We start from the raw sequence: 20,715 nt of genomic DNA, 5'->3' as shown, positions 1-20,715 counted from the left end.
GGCGGTGATCAGCGCGGCGTTGGGCCGACCCATGACTCAGGTCTACGGGCAGGCGCGGAAACTCGGATTGGCCAAATCCGCCGTATACCTGGCCAGCGAAGCGGCTTGCCGGCTTCGGCGCGGCGATCGCGTGGGCGCGGCTTTCCAGTTTCCGAAGGGGCATGCCCCTTGGAACAAGGGGAAGAAGGGCGTCGCGACGGGTGGCCACGAAACTCGCTTTAAGGCGGGCATGCTGCCGCACAACCACGTGCCGGTGGGCGCCGAAGTGCCAGACGCCGACGGCTACCTCAAACGCAAGATCGCCGAGCCCAAGACCTGGGTCTACGTCCATCGCTACGAATGGGAACGCGTCCATGGTCCGATCCCCAAGACGCATGCACTGGCGTTCAAGGACGGCAACAAAGCGAACGTTTCCCTAGACAACCTGGAGCTGCGCACCAAAGGCGAAATGATGCTGCGCAATTCCGTACACAACCTGCCCCCCGAGCTGGTCGAAATGATCCAGCTGCAGGGCGCTCTCAAAAGGAAGATCAATGGCCAACATCGACGCGCTGCGTGACCACCTTTTTGCGACTTTGGCCGCATTGCGCGACCCCGAAAAGCCGATGGATATTGACCGAGCCAAGGCGGTGTCTGACGTCGCTCAGACCATCATCAATTCCGCGAAAGTCGAAGTGGACTTTATGCGCCAAACGGGTCAGACCGCGTCGCCTCGGTTCCTGCTGGCCGCCGGGCAGGCGCCGGCCGAAACCACCGTGACAGCCACAGGCACGAAGGAAGTGTGCGGCGGCGTAACGCGGCACAGGTTAGGGGGATAGGGCATGGCATTTCGGAATCGAACCTACCTGCCTGCGTCGAGTATCTGGGCGGGGTCAATTGTTATGGCGTCTGCTTTGCATCGAGGGGAGCATCATGCCTAGCGTCCGTGATGTAAGTTTCGTAGAACTGATTGCGCAGCTCGGTTTGGCGTTGCAATGCTCCATCAGCGATGGAGCGGATTGGCTCGATGCGCCTCCGGGCTCCGTCGGAGTTCCCGTTAGCACCTGGTGCCATGGGGATGCCGGTCAACTCGTTAATTGTCCTAAGAACATGCTGCACCTGCGACCGCATTTCAAATGCCAGCATCAGCCGGCGGGAGCTACCAAGCTCGTGATGCGGCAAATTGTCGAATGCGGCAAGCGTCGCGGTGAAGGTTGGTGTCAGGTACTTCTTCCATATCCGGATGAAGTCAACGTATTCATGCTCATCGGCCGTCCGCTTGAGTGTGAAGATCTCTTTGTGGAGCTGAACTACGACTGCTTGGCTGCCTTCCTCCGACCTGGTTTTCTGGAGATGGAAGATTTCAAGGGCATGATCACGCGCCTTGCTGGCCTGTCGTTCCCCAAGCCAGTAAGACGCAATGATGGCGATGATGGATCCGACGGCCTGAACCCAGGACGCAGCGTCGGAGCTGGTCACGGGGGCATAGGCGCCCGTGGCCGGGGCAAAAATGAGCGTCAACGCCCCGACTGCGCCAACGAAACCCGCAAGCGCGAGCGCAAGTCCAATTACAAAGTACTTGGCCAGCTTCTGAGTTTTCATGAGATCTCCGCTGTTGTGCCGCGCCATATTAGCGCGGCCGAGGGGGCGGCATGATCTGGTCCGAGAATTCCATCGCCCGCGCGCTGGTGCGGCAGACGTTCAACCGGAAGTATCTGGTGGTGGTGCCGAACTGCAATTGGACCGGCCACGAATGCGACCTGCTGGTCGTGACGGAGAACCTGCGCATTATCGACGTCGAAATCAAGATCAGCCGTTCAGACCTGAAAGCCGACGCGAAGAAGGAAAAGTGGTGGCACCGCGAACACCTCGGCTACTGGCCTACCGTGTCGGAACTGCGTCACAGCAAGCTGTCGAACGACCTGGCCGAGGTGCGGCGGCACCGGGAGTCTCGGTATAAGAGCACGCCCAAGGACTGGCCGCGCAAAGTTTGGAAGCATTACTACGCGCTGCCCAAGGAGATTTGGCACCCAGACCTGTTCGCCGCGTTGCCGAGCGCCCAGAGCGGCGTCCTTCTGTTGGACCGGGGTGGCTACCCGCGCCCGGTCGGCGAAGCCATGCGCGTGGAATGCGTGCGGCGCGCGGCTGCGAATCGTGACGCCACGCCGATCAGCCCGGCCGCAGCGGTGGATATCGCCCGCCTGGCCAGCCTGCGAATGTGGGACGCGTACGCGCGGCTCGAGGAAAGGGAAGCAGCATGACGGACCTTCAACAGTCGCCTGCGCCTCTCACCCCGCCGGACTGCGACCTCCGCGACTTCGCCTTTATGCCGCTGGACGTCCTGCGGTTGCGCGACAGCGACCTGGCCGTCAAGGCCGATGGCGAAGCCTTCAGGTGCGCCGTGCTGCTGTGGTGCGCAGCTTGGCACCAGGTGCCGGCCGCCAGCCTGCCGGATGATGACGATGTCCTGGCGCAATTGGCCGGCTTTGGCCGCGTCACGAAGGAATGGCTGCGCCACCGTGACGGGGCGCTGCGCGGCTGGGTGAAATGCGGCGACGGCCGCCTGTATCACCCCGTCGTCGCTGAGAAGGCCGTCGAGGCGTGGCGCGCCAAGATGGTCCAGCGCTGGAAGACCGAGTGCGCCCGGATTAAGAAGCACAACCAACGGCACGAGACAGACTTGCCTGTCCCTGATCTGGATGAGTGGCTGTCCCTAGGTTGTCCCCAAGGACAAGCAATTGGTGTCCCTGGGACAAAAAAGAATGTCCCAAGGGACAGCGGCGGCAGTCCACCGGGACACCCCCCCGCTGTCCCTCGGGAAACGCACTCCAAGGGACAGGGAGAGGGACAGGGACAGTATTTAAAAGAAAAAGAAGCAGCGGCGGCGTCTCTCGTGCACGCAACCGCGCCTGAGGACGGCCCTTCGCCGCCGCCGCTCGATGGCGAGAAGACGCCGGAAGAACTCGCCATGTCGGTCGCAATCTGGCTGCGCCGCAGGGAACAAGCCCGCGGCAAACAGCCCCGCGGTACGCAGAGCAACGACCCGCGCATCGCGGCATGGATCGCCGCCAAGGCCACCGGCCTGCAGCTGGCCGAAGCCTATGACCTTGCCGTACTGGACCGCGAGGCCACCGGCGATACCGGCCCGATCACGCCCGGATTCCTGGACATCTTCGTCGACAAGGTGCTGAACCCGCCGCAGGCCACCAGCGCCATCAACGGCAAGAGGGCCGCGGCGCCGTCATCCGACCCGCTGGCCTGGGCCACGACCTGGCCAGGCATCGTTGCCAAGGGCGCCGAGCTGGGCATTACCCAGAAGCCGGGCGAGCTGGAACCGTATTTCAAGGCCCGAATCATGGAGGCCGCGTGCCTGACGGATGACGACCGGGCCCGGCTGCGTGCCGATTTCGGGGTGCACGCATGAACGCCGACACCGTCCAGTGCGTGAGCTGCGTGCTGTTCAGCCTGCGCGAGCATGCCGGCATGGCCAATCAGGGCCTTGGCCGCTGCGCTGCCATGAAAGACCGTCCGGGCACCTTTGTCAGCCCGCAATACTCCCGTCAATGCCGGGACCACCAACCAGCGCCAGCGGCCAAGACGGCCGCGCGTATCGAATGGCTGCGCGACGTGCGCAGCGAGGGAGCATGATGCCGCAACAAATCGCTTTCACGGTGCCTGGCGTGCCGCAAGGAAAAGGCCGCGCGAAATCCAGCTCGCGTATAGGTCGCGACGCCAAGACAGGAGCCGCCCGCGTTTTCACGCGCCACTACACGCCAGAGGCGACAGTGGCCTATGAAAGCCTGGTCAAGCTGGCTGCGGCGAGGGCCATGGAGGGCCGTGCGCCCTATACCGGTGCGATACAGATGCATTTGCACATCGTCAAGCCAATCCCCCAATCGTGGTCCGGCGTGCGCCAGCGCCGCGCCGCGGCCGGTCTGATCGTGCCCACGGTGAAGCCGGACAGCGACAACGTCGAGAAGGCCGTCAAAGACGGCTGCAACGGCGTCGTGTACCGGGACGACGTCCAGGTCGTGAAGGACAGCAAGGAGAAGGTCTACGGCCCGGTGCCTGGCGTCACTGCGACGATCACCTTCCGGGATGACCTGGAACCCGCCCAAGGAGTGAAGAAGCATGCGCCGTGAAGCCGGAACCTTTTCATGCCCCGAGCATGCGATCGCCGTGGCCTACCTGATGCTGGCCTATCCGATTGAGCCGAAGAACCCGACGCAGCTGATCTGCGAGGCCCTGCAGGATCTGTTCGACGTGGAGTACGAGCGCAAGCCCTTGTCGGGCCTGTCGCCGCATGACTGGCACGCGCAGGCCGTATTCACGGTCAAGGTGCTGGAGCGGACGCTGGGCGATGGCATTGGCTTCCACATCCTGCAGGCGCAGTACGGTACGGGCGAGGAGGGTGCCGCCAGCGCGCGGCGCGTGTCGGAATGGTTGAACCCGGAGGCGCCGGCGGACAGCCGGGAGCGCGAGGTAACGGACATGCTGACCGCGAACATCCTGCGGGGCAGGCCGCGGCTGCGCGACCTGTGCGACCGATTTGACCTGCCGTACTCGGCCCTGCAGCGTCCGGGCAGCGCTTACCGCGTTCTGGTCGAAGGCGCGCGCCGCGCGGCCCTGCACCGCCTGGACATTCGGATGCGTGACGCGGATATCGTGGTGGACCTGGAGGGGGACGTGAAGCCCACCGCGCTTGACAATGTGAATCAAGATGAGCAGAATTCGCCCAGACTCGTAGCAAGTACGACCTGATTAAACGCCCCGGCCGAAAACCGGGGCGTTTTTCATTGCACGTGCCAATCGGGGGCGAACTTCTCCACCCAGGTTTGGCCGCCGTCGGTCGACAACTTGTGAGGAACGGCATTTTGATCCAGCCAAGGCTGGATTCTCTGGAGGGTCTTGGCCGAGAGATTGGCCCCGCGTATCGCGGTTTGACCGTAGGTCACGTACGCGATGCTGGACAACGGGCCCTCATGAGCGTGATCGGCGTGGATCTGAATGTCGGTTCGTTTCGATGCATTGATTCTCTTCACGCAATTTCCTGAAGATCCGGGCTTGGACAATGGCTGGGACTGCTGCAGGGGCTGCCTCCGTGTGATCGACAGCCCAAGGCCGTCATTTTTCGAGAATATCTGTTGTGACTAGGTTTATACGTCTGTCAATATCGCTGAGGTCTATCCAGGAGCGACTGAAGTAGGCATGGTGCAGGTGGTCATAGAGTCTACCAACCTCTCGCAATCTTTCGTTCTCAGCTTTGTCCTCAATTGGAAGGGCTCTAATCCTTTCAATGAGCGGGCCTACGTACGTACCGTGGATGCTGTGGGCATATAGCAGGTGCGCCTCGATGAGCCTACCTGCATAGGAGTAGTAAAACGCGTCGCCGCCAGGGGTTAGCTCTCGCAGTTTCTCCATCGCCTCGTCGGCGTGAACTTGCCCACCGACAAGCGCATGGGTCAGCCCCTGATCAACACTTCGCAGGAAGATTAGAAACACAACGACTACCGGATCGAGGTAGCCATTTTCCGGCGTCTGGCGAATAACAAGCATTAGCCTCGTGATGACGCGCTGAACCACACGAGGAGTCAGGTTAAAGTGCAATGCCAGCGCCTTCATGATCTGAATTATCCAGGCGCGATCGTCTTTCAATACGTTGTACTTCGATCTTGCTTGAAAAAAAGCGTCCGCACCGCAGCTCGTTAGCATCGCGTCGATCATTGCCCCTGCTTCGGCACGGGGCAGCCTCAGTTCTAAGTCAACGAAGCGTCGCAAGTACTCGATAGCGTCCAGATCAGCGCCGTACACCTTTCGGGTACTCGCTTTGAGCTGCTCAAGGTCCAAGGCTAGGACGAACACCAATCCAGGCACGCTAAAAAAATGCTTGATTCTTTCGAGCATCGCGATCGCGAACGTTGGCCGGCACCGATCGAGCTCATCAATTATCAGAACCAGCGGTGGAAATTCTTGTCCGTCTGGCGTCGCGACCCGCACATGGTTGATCAATTCTTCAAGCAAATTTCTAAATTTTTCGGCGGCCTGTCTTTCCTTTTTGAAATTGTCGATGAGGTCGACCGTGACACCCTCACCGGCTTTTAGCGTGGCTTCGCCGGCTGCCTTGGCGATACCTTCCGCTGTGGCTCCGATGTCCAAGATTCCCGCAGTTGCGACCTTCACCGCGGCAATCGCTCCATGTTTGAGTATGGAGTTGCCCAGCGTCTTGAAGCGATCGATTTTTGAACGATCAAATTCTGGGGAGTAGCCCTTTAGCTCAAGCAAATGAGTGTGGAGCGCAGCCACAAGTGGCACGAGAGGATCGGTTGCATCGTCCACCTCCCACGCGTTGAACTTCACCGTGGTGATGTTTGCCCGGATCAGCTCAGGTCTAAGGAGATTCAGCGTGGTGCTCTTGCCGCTTCCCCATGGCGCGTTGAGCGCGACAACGAATGGCTCGCGAATTGCCTTCAGAAGATCGGTGACGGCCAGCACAAAGGGCTCGCGGTCAAGTTTGTCGTTTTTAAACGGTGCGTCGTCAGCTATTTCGATTTCATTGGGGCGGAAACGCAGCTGACTGGGTTCAAAAAATTGTTCGTTGGTCATGGCGAGCTACATAGGGCGCGGTGAATGTATTGCGACGCTTGTCCCAGCTTTTGGGTGGGGAAACGGTAACATGTTCTCACGTATGCGGATCGCTGCGGGAGTGTTCGAGGAGCTCCTTATGCCGAAGCCACCGACGCTCATGCGGCCAGTGCCGCCCGAGCAGTTGGATCGCTTCCTGCCAGCGCCCGAGCTGCTGGCCTGGGTTGAGCAGACCATCCTTGCTTCGGGCGGCCCTCTTCACAACCCGGACCACGCCCACCTGGTCGACGCCGATCTGGCGTTTCTGTGGGCGCCGGAAGCCTTCGAAAAGGCCGGCCGCACTGTGCTGGGCCAGGCGGAACAGGTCATGTTCCGCGCCGGCGGCTGGCAGAAGGCCCGCCAGGAGCAGCAGATGATCGAGTGGTTCGGCGGCGTGCCCGCCTTCCTGATCACCCTGGCGGCGGACTACTGCGTCACCTGTGGCGACGCGGAATTCTGCGCGCTGGTCGAGCATGAGCTGTACCACGTCGGCCAAGCGCGGGACCCGTTCGGCGCGCCGGCCTTCGACAAGGAGGGCAGGCCGAAGCTGCGCATCGTCGGGCACGACGTGGAAGAGTTCGTCGGCGTGGTGGCGCGGTACGGGCAGTCGGCGGATGTGCGGCGTCTGGTTGCGGCGACTAGCGCCGCGCCGGCCGTACCGCGGCTCGACATTGCGCGGGCGTGCGGGTGCTGCCTCCGCGCAGCTTAGATCTACTCCCTTTCGGGATCTCGTTCTATGATCCTCGCACCTTGGGAGGATCGAATGGTTGCACTGGGCCAATTCTTAAAGAATCTGATCGCCGCGTTGCCAGGGGAGGTCTGGACTGCCTTGGGAGCACTCGCAGTTTGGTGGCTGACAACTCTGACAAATCGCATGAGCAACGCCCATGCACAGAAGTTACTTACGGCGCAGTTGGAACACGACTCCAGTGAACGACAGCGCGAGCGCGAACACGCGCTCAAACGCGATGTCTTCTTGCCGGCCCTTGAGGCTGGCTCGCAGTCAACGGTCATTTTGGGCAGGTTTTGCGAGCCGGATGTTGATGTTCGAACGCTTAACTCCGAGCTACAGGCGGTCTACGCAAAGTTAGCTGCAGCGGCTAGCGTGGCTTCTGTTGAGGCTTGGACGTCAGTGGCAAAATACCAACAGGCACTTGGTTCGCTTCAACTGGAACTTGCTGCTTCTCGTTACCCGATGAGTGTGGCACATCTCAATCTTCAATATGTCCGCCAACAGGCGAGTATTGCATTGCGTGAACAAGAAGAGTTGAATGCGGAGCTTCGTCGATCAGACGGAAAAAATGGAACTGAGCCGGCAGAAAGAGCGCGGGTGGAACGGGCTTTTCGTTCAGCGCAACTTCTGTTCGACAACATGCAAGCCCGAGGGGCGAATCTTGAAAAAGAGCTGAATGCGGCGATGCTCGGCACATTTTCATTGTTTTGTGACAGGCTCCCCGGCATCGCCGAATCGAGCCTATCCTGCATCGCAGCCATGAGGACTGAACTTGGGTTGCCAACCGATGTGGCCGCATTGGCCACAGCGCAGCGAGCGATGATTCTGGAATCGAAGTCAGCTATGGAAGCGCTGAGAGCTAGGGTTGAAGCCGAGCTCAGTGACGGTGCCCCAGCCTCTTAGAAACTACCGAGCGGCAGGATGGAAATTGGACGATGGCGAAACTATCTGAAGCCCACAAACGCTATATCGTTCAGGCCCTGGCCTGCTGGGACACCCCCAGTCAGGTCGCGGACGCTCTGAAGGAGGAATTCGGCCTGGACGTACCGCGCATGCAGGTCGCGCAGTACGACCCGACCAAGGTGGCAGGCCAGAAGCTAGCCAGGAAGTGGTCGGACCTGTTCGAAGCCACGCGCAAGCGCTTCCGGGAGGAGGTGGCCGAGATCCCCATCGCGGACCAGGCCTTCCGGCTGCGTGCGCTGGGCAAAATCTACGAACGGCATATCAGCCGGGGCAATGTCGTCGCCGCGGCCGGCGTGCTGGAGCAGGCCGCCAAGGAGGTGGGCGGCGCATTCACGAACAGGCGGGAGCACACGGGCGCCGGCGGCGGCCCGATAGAACAGAAAACGGTGGTGGTCGATGGAAAGGAAGTCGCCGCCGCCGTCGCCGAGCTCAACCGCGACTATTGACCCCGCTGTCCTGCGCGCCACGGCGAAGGCCATGTGCGAGCAGGATCACCTGTTCTTCAGCCGGTATTTTTTCAAGCACCGCCAGGCCATCAAGTTCCGGGTCAACTGGCACCATGAACTGATCGCCGAGAAGGTGCAGGCCGTCATCGACGGCCGCATCAAGAACCTGGTCATCAACGTGCCCCCGGGCTCGTCGAAGACCGAGCTGGTCGCCATCAACCTGATGGCCCGCGGCCTGGCGCTGAATCCGCGCGCCCGGTTCCTGCACATCAGCTACTCCGACGATCTGGCGCTGCTGAACTCGCAGACGGCGAAGGAGCTTGTCCAGTCGGAGGAGTTCCAGGAACTGTGGCCGCTGAAGGTGGCCGCGGACGCAAAGAGCAAGAAGCGCTGGAACATCGAGGTCAACGGCCGGAAGGCCGGCGGTGTCTACGCGGTGTCCCTCGGCGGCCAGATCACGGGCTTTCGCGCCGGTCACATGGCGGAAGGCTGGCAGGGCGCCATCGTCATCGACGATCCGCTCAAGGTCGGCGATGCCTACAGCAAGCCGCGCCGGGCCAAGGCAAACCGCGATCTGATCGCAACGGTGAAAAGCCGTCGGGCGAACCCCGACACGCCGATCATCGTGATCATGCAGCGCCTGGCGCAGGAGGATGTGACCGGCTTCATTGAGGCTGGGAACCTCGGGCCAGACTGGGAACAGGTCGTCATCCCGGCGCTCATCGACGACGCGTATGTCGCCGGCTTGCCGGCCGACCTGCAGGCGAAGGTAGACAGTAGCGTCCGGGACGACAAGGGGCGGTTCAGCTACTGGCCGTACAAGGAGCCGCTGGCGGAGCTGCTCGCCATGGAGGCGGGCGCTGGCGCAGACAAGGAAGGCGGGCGCATCAGCCGCTACGTCTTCTCAGCGCAGTACCAGCAACGTCCGGCGCCGTTGGGCGGCGATCTGATCCAAGGCGCCTGGTTCGGGCGCTACACCGTGGCGCCGCGGCTCACGGCCCGCAAGGTATTCGCCGACACAGCCCAGAAAACGGCCGAACGGAACGACTACAGCGTTTTCGAATGCTGGGGTCTGGGCGACGACGGCAAGATCTACCTGCTGGACCTGCTGCGCGGGAAATGGCAGGCGCCGGAACTCAAGCGGCGCGCCGTGGACTTCTGGGTCAAGAACAAGCCGTTCAACCCGAAACTGTCGGCGCCTTTGCGCCAGCTTCTCATCGAGGACAAGTCCAGCGGGACCGGCCTGATTCAGGACATAGGCGCGGACGGCAAGATCCCCGTCAAGGGCGTGCAGCGCGACCGGGACAAGCTAACGAGGCTCATGGACGTGCAGAGCTACATCGAGGCGGGCCTGGTCTGCATTCCGGATGAGGCGCCTTGGGTGGCCGACTTCGTGGCCGAGTGCGAGGCCTTCACGGCGGATGACACGCACGCCCACGACGACCAGGTCGACCCGATGGTCGATGCCATCAACGACATGCTCGCCACGGCGGGCAGCAACCTAGGGCGCTTCCAGGCGCTGGCAAGCACATGATGAACCAAGACGGCTACCTGAGTGCGGTGCTGGGCCCGGCCATGCTCGACGTGGACGCGGCCGGCTTCGGCGCCATGGACGACCTGGCTATGTATGCCGAGGGCGGCCTGCCGGCGCGCGTGGTGGACATGATCCCGGACATCGCGGTGTCGCGCGGCGTGGATATCACTGGCGATGACCGAGTGCGGGGGGAACTGGACCGCCTGAAGGCCCTTCCGGCGCTTGCCGATGCTTGGCGCTGGGCGCGCCTGATGGGCGGTGGAGCGATTGTCGTTATCGCAAAGGACGGGCGCGCGCTGCGTGAACCGCTGAACCTCGAAGGCCTTGAGCGGCTGGAAGAGCTGAAGGTGTTCACGCTCGACGACGTGTCAGCCACGGACAGGCGGTATTCGGATCCGAACGAGGCCAACTTCGGCATGCCCGAGGTGTACCGTGTGCGGACGCAGACGCCTGGCGCCGTCGCGGCCGAATTCTTCGTGCACGAAAGCCGGTTGATCGAGATTCCGGGCGACCCGCTCCCTGCGAAGCTCAACCGCAAGGGCATTCCTTGGGCGGGTCGGCCGGCGGTGACCAGGGCTTTCCGTGCCATCCGCCGCTATGGGGAGGGCCTGCATTGGGCGCTCCGCTTGCTGGAAAAGAAACAGCAGGCCGTCCACAAGATGAAGGGCCTGGTCGAGGCAATCGAACACCAGTTGGAGGACGTGGTTCGAAAGCGGGTGGAGATGGTCGACTCGGTCCGGAACGCGCTCAACGGGGTGGCTGTGGACTCCGAGGACGATTATCAGATCCTCAGTTCGGACATGGGGGGCGTCAAGGACGCCCTTGCAGAGTTCCAGATTGCTGTTGCCGCGGAAACTGGGATCCCCGTTACCCAGATTTTCGGTCGGTCGGCCGCCGGGCTGAACGCCACGGGCGACGGCGACCTGGAGGCTCTCTACAACACGGTGGCCATGGGCCGAGAGGTGAAGGTCAATCCCGCCCTGGAGCGCCTGGTGTCACTGATCCGGGCGCAGCGCACTTTGGCCGCTGGCGCCGAGAGGCAGGGGGAGGCTTGGTCCATCACCTGGCCAGCTCTCAAGCCGGCCACGGCGAAGGAATCCGCCGAGGTCCGGAAGGCAAACGCTGAAGCCCAGGCGCGCGAAATGGACGCGTTGAGCGCGGCGGTGGACAACGGGCTCAGCCAGGACCAGGCATTCGAGTACATGAAACAGGAAGGGCTCTATGGCCTCACCCCCGACGCCGGCGGCCAGTCGGCGAAGTCGTACGCCGCGGCCACCTAAGCAATGGCGCTATCCGCTGGGCGACGAGCGCGACTACCTGCGCGCGCTGCGTACCCAGGCCGAAGCCGCCGTCCTGGCGGTCGAGCGCTACGTTCTGCCGGTGCTGCCGGTGGTGCTGCGCCAGGACGACCTGCGGAACATCCCGGAGGGTGATGACGGCTGGTTCGAATCGCTGCGCCGGGCGTTCATGGAAGCCTTAGGTGCCGCCGCGGTGGAAGACGGCAAGGCCCAGGGGCTGGCCGCGATGGTGGCCCAGCGGGTGGAGAGGTACAACCGGGAGCAGTATCACCGCATGCTGCGCCGGGCCTACGGCGTCGACGTGTTCAAGGCCGAGCCCGGCCTGGCCAGGATGCTACGCCCCTGGGAAGCCGAAAACGTCGGACTCATCAAGTCGATCCCGGAGCAGTACCTGGACACGCTCCATGGGCGCGTGGTGGCGGCGGTGCGCCGGGGCGTGTCCCTGCGCGACATGACGACGCAGATCCGGGAAACCTACGACCTGCCGCGCAAACGCGCCGAGTTGATCGCCCGCGACCAGATCGGCAAGCTGAACGGCGACCTGAGCGAGTACCGGCAGACCAACATCGGCGTCAAGAAGTACAGATGGCGCGGCGTGATGGATGAGCGCGAGCGCGACGAACATGTCGCGCGCGAGGGGCAGGAGTTCGAATGGGATAGCCCACCGGCCGACGGTCACCCCGGTAAGCCGATCCGTTGCCGGTGCTGGGCCGAGGCTGTCCTGCCGGCGCTCGATGACCTGGACGCTCTGATAGTCCACTGAGGATAGAACCATGGTTATGCGATATGACCGGGCGCCGTTGAAGGCGACCCGGACGGACGAGGGCTACCTCGTCGACACGCCGGTGCTGACCCGCACGGGCGTTTTCGAGTACCGGGACGGTGCGGGGAAGGTCCGGCGCGAGTACCGGCCCCCGGAAGAAGTATTCAACGCCGATTCCATGAACAGCCTGCGGGGCAAGCCGATTACGGACGGCCATCCCGGAAAAGTCACGGCCAAGAACGTGCGCCAACACATGGTCGGTACCGCGCTGTCCGCTGGGCGGCAGGATGGCCAGGACATGGTCGGAGACATTCACATCTTCGACACCGGACCCGTCGACGCCGGCAACAAGGAATTGTCGCTGGGCTACGAGCTCGAGCTGGACGAAACGCCGGGCGTCTCACCCGAGGGCGAGCGCTACGACGCCGTTCAGCGAAACATCCGATACAACCACCTGGCGGTGGTGAAACGTGGTCGCGCCGGCAACGCGCGGCTCAACCTTGACGCGGCAGACGCCGTAACGAAAACCGAAGAGGAAAATGACATGACCATGGTCAAGATCCGCCTCGATTCCGGCCTGTCGTATGACGCCGCGCCGGAAGTCGAGCAGGAATTGAACCGCCTGCGCACCGAGTTGAAGGCCGCCACTGCCAAGGTGGATACCGAAGCGGCGCGGGCGGACAGCGAAAAGGCGCGCGCCGATGCGGCTGAGGCGGGTATTGCCAAGGCGCGCGAGGATGCTCAGGGCGCCGCCTTGGCGCGCGTGAAGCTGGAAGCCACCGCCACCCAGCACAAGGTGGAATTCAAGGCCGACACCGCCGACCGCGCGCTGCGCGAGGGGGTCATCAAGGCCATCCGCGGCGATTCCTTCGATATGGCGGGCAAGTCCGACGGCTACGTGGAAGCGGCGTTTGACCTGGCTGTCGGCGAAGCCAAGACCCGAGCGGACGCCGTCGCCGATCAGCGCCGGCAGATCGTCGGCCAGAAGCCGGCGCCCGCTGGCCAGCAACGCGCCGACGGCGCCGAGCCGCCCGTATCGGCGCGTTCGGCCCGCGAGTCCTATCTCTCGAACCTGAAGAAAGGAGGCGAATAATGCCCCCCGTTTATGACGACCGCATGGACGTTGCCTACGCCGGCATGAAGGCGGATCTGGGCTACGACGACGTCGAGACCTGCGCCGCCGCCGGCAACATCCCCCCGGGCGTGATCGTGGGCGACACCACTGGCGAGCGCATCGTCGCGGGCCCTGGTTCGCGCATTCGCGGCCTGGCGCTGCATACCCACACCATTCCCCGGGACGGCGGCTATCGCGAATTCGATGCCGTCAGCGTGCTGCGCGTGCGCCGTGGCTGGGCGAAGGTCACCACCGGCGGTGCCGTCACCAAGGACGGCTCCGTGAAGTGCGCGGCTGACGGCACGGTATCCGATGCCGGCGCGACGGCGGTGCCGAATGCCGTGTTCCGCTCCGGCGTGGTCGATGTGGCCGGCGGCAAGATCGCTCTGATCGAACTGCACGCGCCGTTCGCGCAAGCCCCGGCAGCCCCCTAAACCCCCGCGAAACTGATCAACCCAAGGCCCCGAAAGGGGCCTTTTTCATTGGGAAAACCATGGACAAACACGAGCATTACGACGAGGCCGACCTGCCGGCCGTGAAAAAGATCGTCGTGGCGCTGGCCGGCATGCGCGAGGACGAAGGCCTCTACACGGCCCGCCAGCTGGACTACGTCAAGACGCGCACCTATGACAAGAAGCTGCAGCCCATGATCGGCCTGCAGCTGGTGCCGATCTCCACCGAGGTGCCGGAATGGGCCGAGACCTTCACGTACTCCATGTACGACGAGGTCGGCATGGCGAAGATCGTGGCGAACTATGCCGACGATCTTCCGCGCGCCGATGTCAAGGGCGAGGAAAAGGTCGCGCAGATCAAGAACATCGGCGACTCCTACGGCTACAGCGTGATGGAGCTGCGCGCGGCGGCGGCCAACCGTACCGACCTGCCCACGCGCAAGTCGATGGCGGCGCGCAAGGCCGTCGAGATCAAGCTGAACCAGATGGCGCTGATCGGCGACACGAAATTCGGCCTGTACGGCCTGGTGAACCACCCCAACGTTCCGCTGGTGGTGGGCCTGCACGGCGACTGGCTGAATCCGACCACGACGGCCGATCAGATCCTGGCCGACCTGGACATGATCTACGACGCGGTGGTCAATCAGTCCAAGAACGTGCATACGCCGACCCGCATCGTCATGCCGACCGAGCAGCGCAGCAAGATCTTCTCGCGCCGGGTTCCCGACGCCAACGGCAAGACGGTGGGCCAGTTCTTCCAGGATAAGCATCCCGGACTGCAGATCATGGGCGCAGCCGAATTCAAGGGCGCCGGCGCCGGCGGCAAAGATCTGATCCTTGCCTACGAGTACAGCGAGGAAAACCTTGCCATGGAACTGCCCATGCCGTTCAACCAGCTGGCCGCGCAAGCACGCGGCCTCGAGCTGGTGGTTCCCTGCCTGGCGCGTGCCGGCGGGGTGGTCGTTTACTACCCGCTGTCCCTGGCGAAGGGGGAAATCTGATGCGCTATTTCATCAACACCACCAAGGCCGTCATCAACATTGGCGGCCACACCGTGATCGCGCCGACGAAGGCGGCAGCGGTGGATCCCGAGGCTCGCGGTGTGAAGGACCTGATCGACCGCGGCCTCCTGGCCGAAACGGACGCTCCGGCCGAGTCCGAGGCCTCGAAGAAGCGCGGCGGCGCCGGCGACAGTTCGGGCGATGTCAAGGAGCCTTCCACGGTCAAGGAGCTGAAGGCTTGGCTGGATGAGCAGGGCGCGCAGTATGACGCCGCGGCGAACAAGGCAGAGCTGCAAGGGCTGTACGAAGCCCTGAAGGCCAGCCTCGCAGAGCAGAGCGGCGCCAGCACCACGGAGCAGTAATCATGGCGGCCACTATCGACGATCTGGACTTCCTGGCGCCGGCGGTGGCCTCCATGCCGACTCCGGACAAAGAGCGGGCGCTGGCCATGGCCGCCGACTACCGGCCAGCTTGCCTTCCTCCAAGGAAGCAGGACGAAGCCCAGCTTTGGTATGCGGCCTGGCTGCTCTACGGCATCAAGCAGCAACGGTCGGCAGAGGCCGATGGCGTCCTGGCCCGGCCCGGCGTTGTGAGCGAGAAGGAAGGCGACCTGCAGCGCACCTACGGCAAGGTGGAAGGCGCGGCCGATCCGGCGGGCTTTCATGCCCGGTACGAGCGCCTGGCGCGGGTGTGTCGCGTGGGCGCCGCCACCGTCAGGAGTACACCCCGTGTCTGTTAAATCGATCGACAAGGGCCTGGGCGAGCACGTCCGCCTGGCCAAGGCAATCGACGGGCGTGGCGTGAAGTTCGGGATCCAGGCTGGGGCCGGCAAGGATCCAAAATCAGGCGCGGACCTGCTGGACATCGCAATCTTCAATGAGCTGGGCACCGAACACGTCCCGGCCAGGCCGTTCATGCGGGATTTCGCCGAGAAGAACGGCGAGGTGCTGGGCCAGGCCATGGACCGTATGGCGGGCGCTGTCCAGGAAGGGCGCCTCGGCGTCGACGCCGCGCTGGACGAGCTGGGAACCTTCGCGGAGAAGCACCAGCAGGCGCACGTGCAGCAATCCAAGAAATGGGCCGAGCCGAACGCGCCCGCCACGGTCAAGAATAAAGGGAGCGATGTGCCTCTCATCGATCATGGCTTGATGGTGGGCGCGATTCGCTACGAGAAGGTGTGACCTATGAGCTTTCGACGACCGCATGTGGTCCGTACGCGGCTCCCCGGCCGCCATGAGCGGGGCCATTGGGTAGATGGCGCTTCAGGGCCGGACAAGCCGATTCTGGCGTCTGTGCAGCCTGCCAAGGCTGGCGACTACGATCAGCTGCAGGTGCACCCAGAAGGGCGCCGCGTCCGCGCGGCGGTGCGCATCTACACCAGCGCCGACCTGGTCGTCGCCGGGCAGGACTGGACAAATGGCGATTGCCTGGTCTGGGGTGTCGGGCCGCTCGCTGGGGAATACCAGTTGGTGGCCGTGTCGCCCTGGCAATCGGGGGTGATCCCCCATTTCCGATACTTGGCGGTCTTGCTGGCCGCCGACGAGTTGCAGTAGCCCAAGGACCTCGGCAGTCTGGACCGAGACCGGACGGGGCAAAACGTCCGGGAGGACTCCCCAGGCCCGGCTGGGCATTCCAGGCCACCGGGTAGGGCAGCATCGAGTCGGCGCTGGGCCGATAGCCCCATCGATGCGCAACGAAGGCAGGGATCACCATGGCACCTGAAGACCGCATTTTCGAGCTGATCGAGGCCGCCGCAGGCGCCACGCCGGTGATTTTCGCCAACGAAAACGGAAAACGGCCGGCTACCGCCTATATCGCCATGGCCGTGCACTGGGCGAAGGTCAGCGGTGCTGAGGTTGGCGAGGTCGGTGACGATGGCGCGCAGGCGGTGCGGCAGCACGACGACGCGACCGTCGAACTACAGGGCTTCGGTCCCGCTGCCTACGACGCGCTGGACGAGCTGGCGCTGAAGTTGCGGCACCCGCTGTATGGGGAGCGCGCCGAGGCCCTGGGCCTGGCGCTCTTCGAGATTGGGCGTCTGCAGAACATTCCAGTCATGCGGGATGCCGTGCGTTTCGAGCGGCGCGGCTTGCTGGAAGTGGGCATCCGCTACGTGCTGGTCCACTCCGAACAGGTCGGATTCATTGAAACTGTGGCCGGGACTGCGACCACTACCGGCGGGCTGACGCCTGCCATAGAAACCCCCTTTACCGCGACAGTTGCGGCCGCGCCGTAGCGGCCGCGTTGCGCAATCGCCATCCGGCCGCCAGCAGGCGGCCTTTTTTCTGGCCACAGCTAGGCAGCGCAACCGAAAACGCCTTCCCTGGGGCGCCGCTGTGGCCATCCTCTCTTCAGGGCATAGCAGGGAGTGAACATGCACCACCTTCTTGAACCGCTCGTTTCTGTTGTGAGTGGAGAGCCTCTGGCATCGAGCCTTGTGATCGCTCGAGGCATGAAAGCCAAGCACAAGAGCGTGATCCAACTGATCAGGCAGCATGCGGTCATTCTGCGGCAATTTGGGCCACTGGCATTTGAAATGCGCGTGGTGCGGCGACCCCAGGGCGGGGGATCCCGCGCCGAACACGCGATGCTAAACGAACAACAGGCCGCGCTGCTGATCTCGATGATGCGAAACAGCGATGAGGTCGTGGCGTTCAAGGTGCGTTTGATCCGGGAGTTCTACCGCATGCGAGGCGCCCTAAATCTGCGCTCACAAAATCTGTACCAGCAATTGCAGGCGCTGGTCGCCGAAGAAGTTTCGACCCAGGTCCGGGCCTCATTTGGGGCGCGCCTGATGTTGGAGCGCAAGCGCGCCATTCCCGAGTTCCGCCGGCGGCGTGAGCTCCTTGAGAGCGAACTGCAACCCTCGCTTCAACTTCATTGACCCGGCCTCGAGCCGGGTTTTCGTTTCCCGCGGCCGCTATGCGGCATTTTTTTTGGAGCCGTATATGGCGAATATTGACCGCATCGTCAACGTGGCGATCTCTCTGAACACGACCGCCATCAAGGAGCAGAATTTCTCCGACGTGCTCGTCTTGGGCGCCCATGCCTTGGACGTCGGCCGGATCCTGGTAGTGACCGAAGCGTCCGAGCTGCTGGACCTGGGAATCAGCCAGGCCGACCCGCTCTACATAGCGGTCCGGGACGCCTTCAAGCAGATCCCGACCGTACAGCGCGTTTTCGTGGGGCGCCGGCACGTAGAAACGTCGCGGGTGACGGTAACGCGTGCCAGCGTGTCGTCCTACCTGATCACGATGAAATGGCGCGCCGCGGGCGGTGCCGTGCAAACCGCTCAGGCGAGTTTCGCGGGCCTGGCCGACAGCACGCCGGCGACCATCGCCGCCGGCCTGGTGGCCGCAATCACGGCGGCGAGCGCGCCCGTCGAGGCCACGGCCGTGGGCGCCGAGATCTCCATCACGGCGAACGACGCGGAAACCGCGGTGGCGGTCACCGTCAAGGGTAATCTGGCCCAGGCGATTCCCACCAGCACCGAGACGCCCACGGCGGCCCTCAGCGCCTGCCGCCGAGAGAATGCGGACTGGTACGGCGTCGCGCTGGCCAGCCGCCTGGAGGCGGATGTTCTGGACGCGGCAGAATGGGTGGAATCCAACGGCTGCCTGTTCGGCGTTTCCAGCGCGCAGGCCGGCATCCTCGACGCGGCGATCGACACGGACCTGGCCTCCAAGTGCCAGCAGAAGCAATATTTCCGCACGCATGTCTGGTTCCATGGCATGGCGGCCAGCGAAGCGCTGGAGTCGGCCGTGATGGCGAACCGCTTCACCTACTATCCCGGCGGGGAAACCTGGGCGAATACCCGTCTGGCGGGGATCACCTATGACAACCTGGGCGAGGGGCAGGCGCTGGCGGCGCACGCCAAGAACGCCAACACGTTCGAGCAGATGCGCAATTTCGCCATCACGCAGAACGGCAAGGTGGCCGCGGGCGAGTGGATCGACGTGATCCGCGGCCGTGACTGGTTGGCCGAGCAGGTGAAGATCAACGTTGCCACGCAGCTGATCAACGCCAATGGCAAAGTGCCTTTTACGGACGACGGCATCCAGATCATCGTCAACGGTCTGCGCCAGGCGCTGCTGCTTGGCCAGGCGCGCGGCCTGATCGCTCCAGATGAAATCGACGGCGCCGGCAACCGCATCCCGGGGTTCGTCATCACCGCGCCGCGGTCGATGGATGTACCCGCCAACGACAAGGCCAACCGCATTCTGCGTGACCTGAAATTCAGCGCGCGCTTGGCCGGCGCCATCCACGTTGCCGAGATCAAGGGCAACCTGACCTATCAACAAATCTAACGGGGCGACCATGTCCGCAAAAACTTACGCACCTGGCCAGGTCAAGATCGTGATGGGCGCTGTCGCTCTCAGCGGCCTGGCCGAAGACACCTTCGTGACGGTCGCCGAGATCGGCGAGGGCATCACTTCCGTTTCCGGCGCCGATGGCGAGGTCGCGCGCTCCATGTCGCGTGATTCGCGCCTGCGAATCACCGTGACTCTGATGCAGACCAGCACCAGCAATGCGCTGCTGACGGCGATGCACCAGGCCGACAAAGCTTCGGATGGCCAGGGTGCCCTGCCGGTGGCGGTCACCGATCTGCGCGGGAAGTCGCTGCACGCGGCTGATTCCGCCTGGATCGTCAAGATGCCGGACGCCGGCTATGCCGCCAAGTCGGGCAATCGGGAGTGGGTTATCGAGACCGGCCCGTCCATCAACTTCATCGGAGGCAACAGCTGATGAGCCGCAATATTCCGGTGGTGATTGGCACCACGACCTTCCACATCTCGAAATTCGACGCCTTCCGTCAGCTGGAGCTGCTGGGCGACCTGCAGAAGGAAGTGCTGCCTGCGGCGGGCTCCTTACTGACGGCGGTCTTCAGCCAGGACGGCGCTGGGCAGGAGCGCGACGAACAGGCGATGCGCCTGGCGCTGCAAGACCTTTCGGCGCGGTTGGGTGGTGTCGCCCTTAAGAAGTGGTGCGACGAACTGATCGATCCCGAGCTGGTGAGCTTCGAGCTGCCCGGTCGAGATCCGCAGAAACTCACTCCGGCCCATCGCGGCCTGGCCTTCGAGGACTTCTCCCAGATCCTCGAACTGCTGTTCCACATCCTCCGGCACAACTTTGCCGGCCCTTTCGTGCAATGGGCCGGCCGCTTTGGTCAGGTCCGCGAGAAGCTGGGGAATCTGTCGGCCAGTTTGACCCCGCCTTCGAGCAAGAGCTGATCATCTGGCGGCCGGTGCTGGCGGGCCACGTCAGCCTGGACGCAGTGCGCCGCGGTGAGGTCGATCTGCTCGACCTCATGAAACTGAACGCGCTGATGGACGCCCAAGACGCCGCGCGGGCGCACGCAAGTAGGAAGACACAATGAGCGTAATCCGTGAGCTTGTCACCCTCCTGCGGTATCAGGTGGATGAATCCGGCCTGAAGAAATACCAGGAAACCTACCGGGCGGCGCAGGACTCCCTGCAAAAGGCCAGCGCCAAGACCGTCCAGACGATGCGCCAAGCGCTGACAGGCTCGGTGTTCCAGCCCGGGGTGTGGGGCAACCGGGGGGCAAACCCCAGGGCGCCGATGGCGCCGGTCGTCGCGCCTGTTGTGGCGGCGCCGTCGCCCATGCCGGCGCCGGCAGCCGTGGCTTCTGCGACTCCACTGATGGCGCCGCGCGCTACCCCGCGTGCCCAGATGACAGGCCTCGGCCGGCCCGCGGCTTTCCCGGTCGACGTCGCGGAAAGTCGCGCGAGGATCGGCCAAGTTCAAGCCGCATACGGCACGCTCATGGCGCGCGCGCGGGTTGGCCTGGCG

The 20,715-nt window shown here is 63.6% G+C and carries 28 protein-coding genes and 1 pseudogene; 26 read left to right on the top strand and 3 right to left on the bottom strand.

From position 1 onward, the window contains the following. The first annotated feature begins 31 nt into the window (after positions 1–31). Both WBB14_RS11070 and WBB14_RS11065 read left to right on the top strand, forming a co-directional pair. A complete protein-coding gene (locus tag WBB14_RS11070; protein ID WP_424239864.1) occupies positions 32–559 on the top strand; it encodes an HNH endonuclease signature motif containing protein in 528 nt (175 codons plus the stop codon). Then, positions 534–818: a hypothetical protein gene (locus WBB14_RS11065; protein WP_424239863.1), complete on the top strand. Its 285-nt coding sequence runs from the start codon at positions 534–536 to the stop codon at positions 816–818. Before WBB14_RS11070 ends, WBB14_RS11065 begins: the two co-directional genes overlap by 26 nt. Before the next feature lie 61 nt (positions 819–879). Here the strand turns inward: WBB14_RS11065 and WBB14_RS11060 are convergent, their stop codons facing one another. Further along, positions 880–1,581 carry a hypothetical protein gene (locus WBB14_RS11060; RefSeq protein WP_424239862.1) on the bottom strand — a complete coding sequence of 234 codons (702 nt, stop codon included), beginning with the start codon at positions 1,579–1,581 and terminating at the stop codon, positions 880–882. Between the two features lie 50 nt (positions 1,582–1,631). Between WBB14_RS11060 and WBB14_RS11055 the strand changes: the two genes are divergently transcribed. The 5 genes from WBB14_RS11055 to WBB14_RS11035 are packed head-to-tail and all read left to right on the top strand — an operon-like array spanning position 1,632 to position 4,740. Beyond that, positions 1,632–2,240, top strand: coding sequence for a hypothetical protein (locus WBB14_RS11055; RefSeq protein ID WP_424239861.1), 609 nt, complete (start codon positions 1,632–1,634; stop codon positions 2,238–2,240). After that, positions 2,237–3,403, top strand: coding sequence for a DUF1376 domain-containing protein (locus tag WBB14_RS11050; protein WP_424239860.1), 1,167 nt, complete (start codon positions 2,237–2,239; stop codon positions 3,401–3,403). Before WBB14_RS11055 ends, WBB14_RS11050 begins: the two co-directional genes overlap by 4 nt. Further along, a complete protein-coding gene (locus tag WBB14_RS11045; protein ID WP_424239859.1) occupies positions 3,400–3,627 on the top strand; it encodes a hypothetical protein in 228 nt (75 codons plus the stop codon). The genes WBB14_RS11050 and WBB14_RS11045 overlap by 4 nt, the downstream gene beginning before the upstream one ends. Further along, entirely contained in the window at positions 3,624–4,121 is a 498-nt protein-coding gene (locus tag WBB14_RS11040; protein WP_424239858.1) for a RusA family crossover junction endodeoxyribonuclease, read from the top strand. Before WBB14_RS11045 ends, WBB14_RS11040 begins: the two co-directional genes overlap by 4 nt. Continuing rightward, a complete protein-coding gene (locus WBB14_RS11035) occupies positions 4,111–4,740 on the top strand; it encodes a hypothetical protein (RefSeq protein WP_424239857.1) in 630 nt (209 codons plus the stop codon). Before WBB14_RS11040 ends, WBB14_RS11035 begins: the two co-directional genes overlap by 11 nt. A 32-nt stretch (positions 4,741–4,772) precedes the next feature. Here WBB14_RS11035 and WBB14_RS11030 read toward each other — a convergent pair whose 3' ends face one another. Both WBB14_RS11030 and WBB14_RS11025 read right to left on the bottom strand, forming a co-directional pair. Beyond that, a complete protein-coding gene (locus tag WBB14_RS11030) occupies positions 4,773–5,021 on the bottom strand; it encodes a hypothetical protein (protein ID WP_424239856.1) in 249 nt (82 codons plus the stop codon). 82 nt (positions 5,022–5,103) lie between these two features. Next, complete coding sequence (locus WBB14_RS11025) at positions 5,104–6,582, bottom strand: KAP family P-loop NTPase fold protein (protein ID WP_424239855.1); 1,479 nt, start codon at positions 6,580–6,582, stop codon at positions 5,104–5,106. 118 nt (positions 6,583–6,700) lie between these two features. Between WBB14_RS11025 and WBB14_RS11020 the strand changes: the two genes are divergently transcribed. The 19 genes and pseudogenes from WBB14_RS11020 to WBB14_RS10930 form a co-directional block, all read left to right on the top strand. After that, positions 6,701–7,309, top strand: a complete 609-nt coding sequence (locus WBB14_RS11020) for a putative metallopeptidase (protein ID WP_424239917.1) — start codon at positions 6,701–6,703, stop codon at positions 7,307–7,309. 54 nt (positions 7,310–7,363) lie between these two features. Beyond that, positions 7,364–8,236: a hypothetical protein gene (locus WBB14_RS11015; RefSeq protein ID WP_424239854.1), complete on the top strand. Its 873-nt coding sequence runs from the start codon at positions 7,364–7,366 to the stop codon at positions 8,234–8,236. 32 nt (positions 8,237–8,268) lie between these two features. Further along, positions 8,269–8,742: a DUF2280 domain-containing protein gene (locus WBB14_RS11010; protein WP_424239853.1), complete on the top strand. Its 474-nt coding sequence runs from the start codon at positions 8,269–8,271 to the stop codon at positions 8,740–8,742. After that, positions 8,693–10,276, top strand: coding sequence for a phage terminase large subunit (gene terL / locus WBB14_RS11005; protein WP_424239852.1), 1,584 nt, complete (start codon positions 8,693–8,695; stop codon positions 10,274–10,276). Before WBB14_RS11010 ends, terL begins: the two co-directional genes overlap by 50 nt. After that, positions 10,273–11,556, top strand: coding sequence for a DUF1073 domain-containing protein (locus tag WBB14_RS11000; protein ID WP_424239851.1), 1,284 nt, complete (start codon positions 10,273–10,275; stop codon positions 11,554–11,556). The genes terL and WBB14_RS11000 overlap by 4 nt, the downstream gene beginning before the upstream one ends. Then, positions 11,498–12,337, top strand: a complete 840-nt coding sequence (locus WBB14_RS10995) for a phage minor head protein (protein WP_424239850.1) — start codon at positions 11,498–11,500, stop codon at positions 12,335–12,337. Before WBB14_RS11000 ends, WBB14_RS10995 begins: the two co-directional genes overlap by 59 nt. Before the next feature lie 10 nt (positions 12,338–12,347). After that, positions 12,348–13,430: a DUF2213 domain-containing protein gene (locus WBB14_RS10990; RefSeq protein ID WP_424239849.1), complete on the top strand. Its 1,083-nt coding sequence runs from the start codon at positions 12,348–12,350 to the stop codon at positions 13,428–13,430. Beyond that, positions 13,430–13,885, top strand: a complete 456-nt coding sequence (locus WBB14_RS10985; RefSeq protein ID WP_424239848.1) for a structural cement protein Gp24 — start codon at positions 13,430–13,432, stop codon at positions 13,883–13,885. The genes WBB14_RS10990 and WBB14_RS10985 overlap by 1 nt, the downstream gene beginning before the upstream one ends. A gap of 59 nt (positions 13,886–13,944) precedes the next feature. After that, positions 13,945–14,904 (top strand): DUF2184 domain-containing protein, encoded by a 960-nt coding sequence (locus WBB14_RS10980; RefSeq protein ID WP_424239847.1) that lies wholly within the window; start codon positions 13,945–13,947, stop codon positions 14,902–14,904. Then, positions 14,904–15,266, top strand: coding sequence for a hypothetical protein (locus WBB14_RS10975; RefSeq protein ID WP_424239846.1), 363 nt, complete (start codon positions 14,904–14,906; stop codon positions 15,264–15,266). Before WBB14_RS10980 ends, WBB14_RS10975 begins: the two co-directional genes overlap by 1 nt. A 2-nt stretch (positions 15,267–15,268) precedes the next feature. After that, entirely contained in the window at positions 15,269–15,643 is a 375-nt protein-coding gene (locus WBB14_RS10970) for a DUF4054 domain-containing protein (RefSeq protein ID WP_424239845.1), read from the top strand. Then, a complete protein-coding gene (locus WBB14_RS10965; protein WP_424239844.1) occupies positions 15,633–16,085 on the top strand; it encodes a hypothetical protein in 453 nt (150 codons plus the stop codon). Before WBB14_RS10970 ends, WBB14_RS10965 begins: the two co-directional genes overlap by 11 nt. 3 nt (positions 16,086–16,088) lie before the next feature. Further along, positions 16,089–16,457 (top strand): hypothetical protein, encoded by a 369-nt coding sequence (locus tag WBB14_RS10960; protein ID WP_424239843.1) that lies wholly within the window; start codon positions 16,089–16,091, stop codon positions 16,455–16,457. Between the two features lie 158 nt (positions 16,458–16,615). Next, positions 16,616–17,140 carry a phage neck terminator protein gene (locus WBB14_RS10955; protein WP_424239842.1) on the top strand — a complete coding sequence of 175 codons (525 nt, stop codon included), beginning with the start codon at positions 16,616–16,618 and terminating at the stop codon, positions 17,138–17,140. A gap of 138 nt (positions 17,141–17,278) precedes the next feature. After that, positions 17,279–17,788: a Rha family transcriptional regulator gene (locus WBB14_RS10950; protein ID WP_424239841.1), complete on the top strand. Its 510-nt coding sequence runs from the start codon at positions 17,279–17,281 to the stop codon at positions 17,786–17,788. Between the two features lie 64 nt (positions 17,789–17,852). After that, complete coding sequence (locus WBB14_RS10945) at positions 17,853–19,211, top strand: hypothetical protein (protein WP_424239840.1); 1,359 nt, start codon at positions 17,853–17,855, stop codon at positions 19,209–19,211. Between the two features lie 10 nt (positions 19,212–19,221). Next, positions 19,222–19,650: a phage structural protein gene (locus WBB14_RS10940; protein ID WP_175207223.1), complete on the top strand. Its 429-nt coding sequence runs from the start codon at positions 19,222–19,224 to the stop codon at positions 19,648–19,650. Further along, positions 19,650–20,135, top strand: a complete 486-nt coding sequence (locus WBB14_RS10935) for a phage tail assembly chaperone (protein ID WP_424239839.1) — start codon at positions 19,650–19,652, stop codon at positions 20,133–20,135. Before WBB14_RS10940 ends, WBB14_RS10935 begins: the two co-directional genes overlap by 1 nt. A 142-nt stretch (positions 20,136–20,277) precedes the next feature. Then, a pseudogene (locus WBB14_RS10930) lies at positions 20,278–20,715 on the top strand (phage tail tape measure protein); the annotation flags it as partial.

Source organism: Achromobacter sp. (assembly GCF_049647645.1).
Classification (GTDB): Bacteria; Pseudomonadota; Gammaproteobacteria; order Burkholderiales; family Burkholderiaceae_B; genus Achromobacter.
Note: the sequence above shows the minus strand (reverse complement) of the source record. Positions and strands in the feature narration are given on the sequence as shown.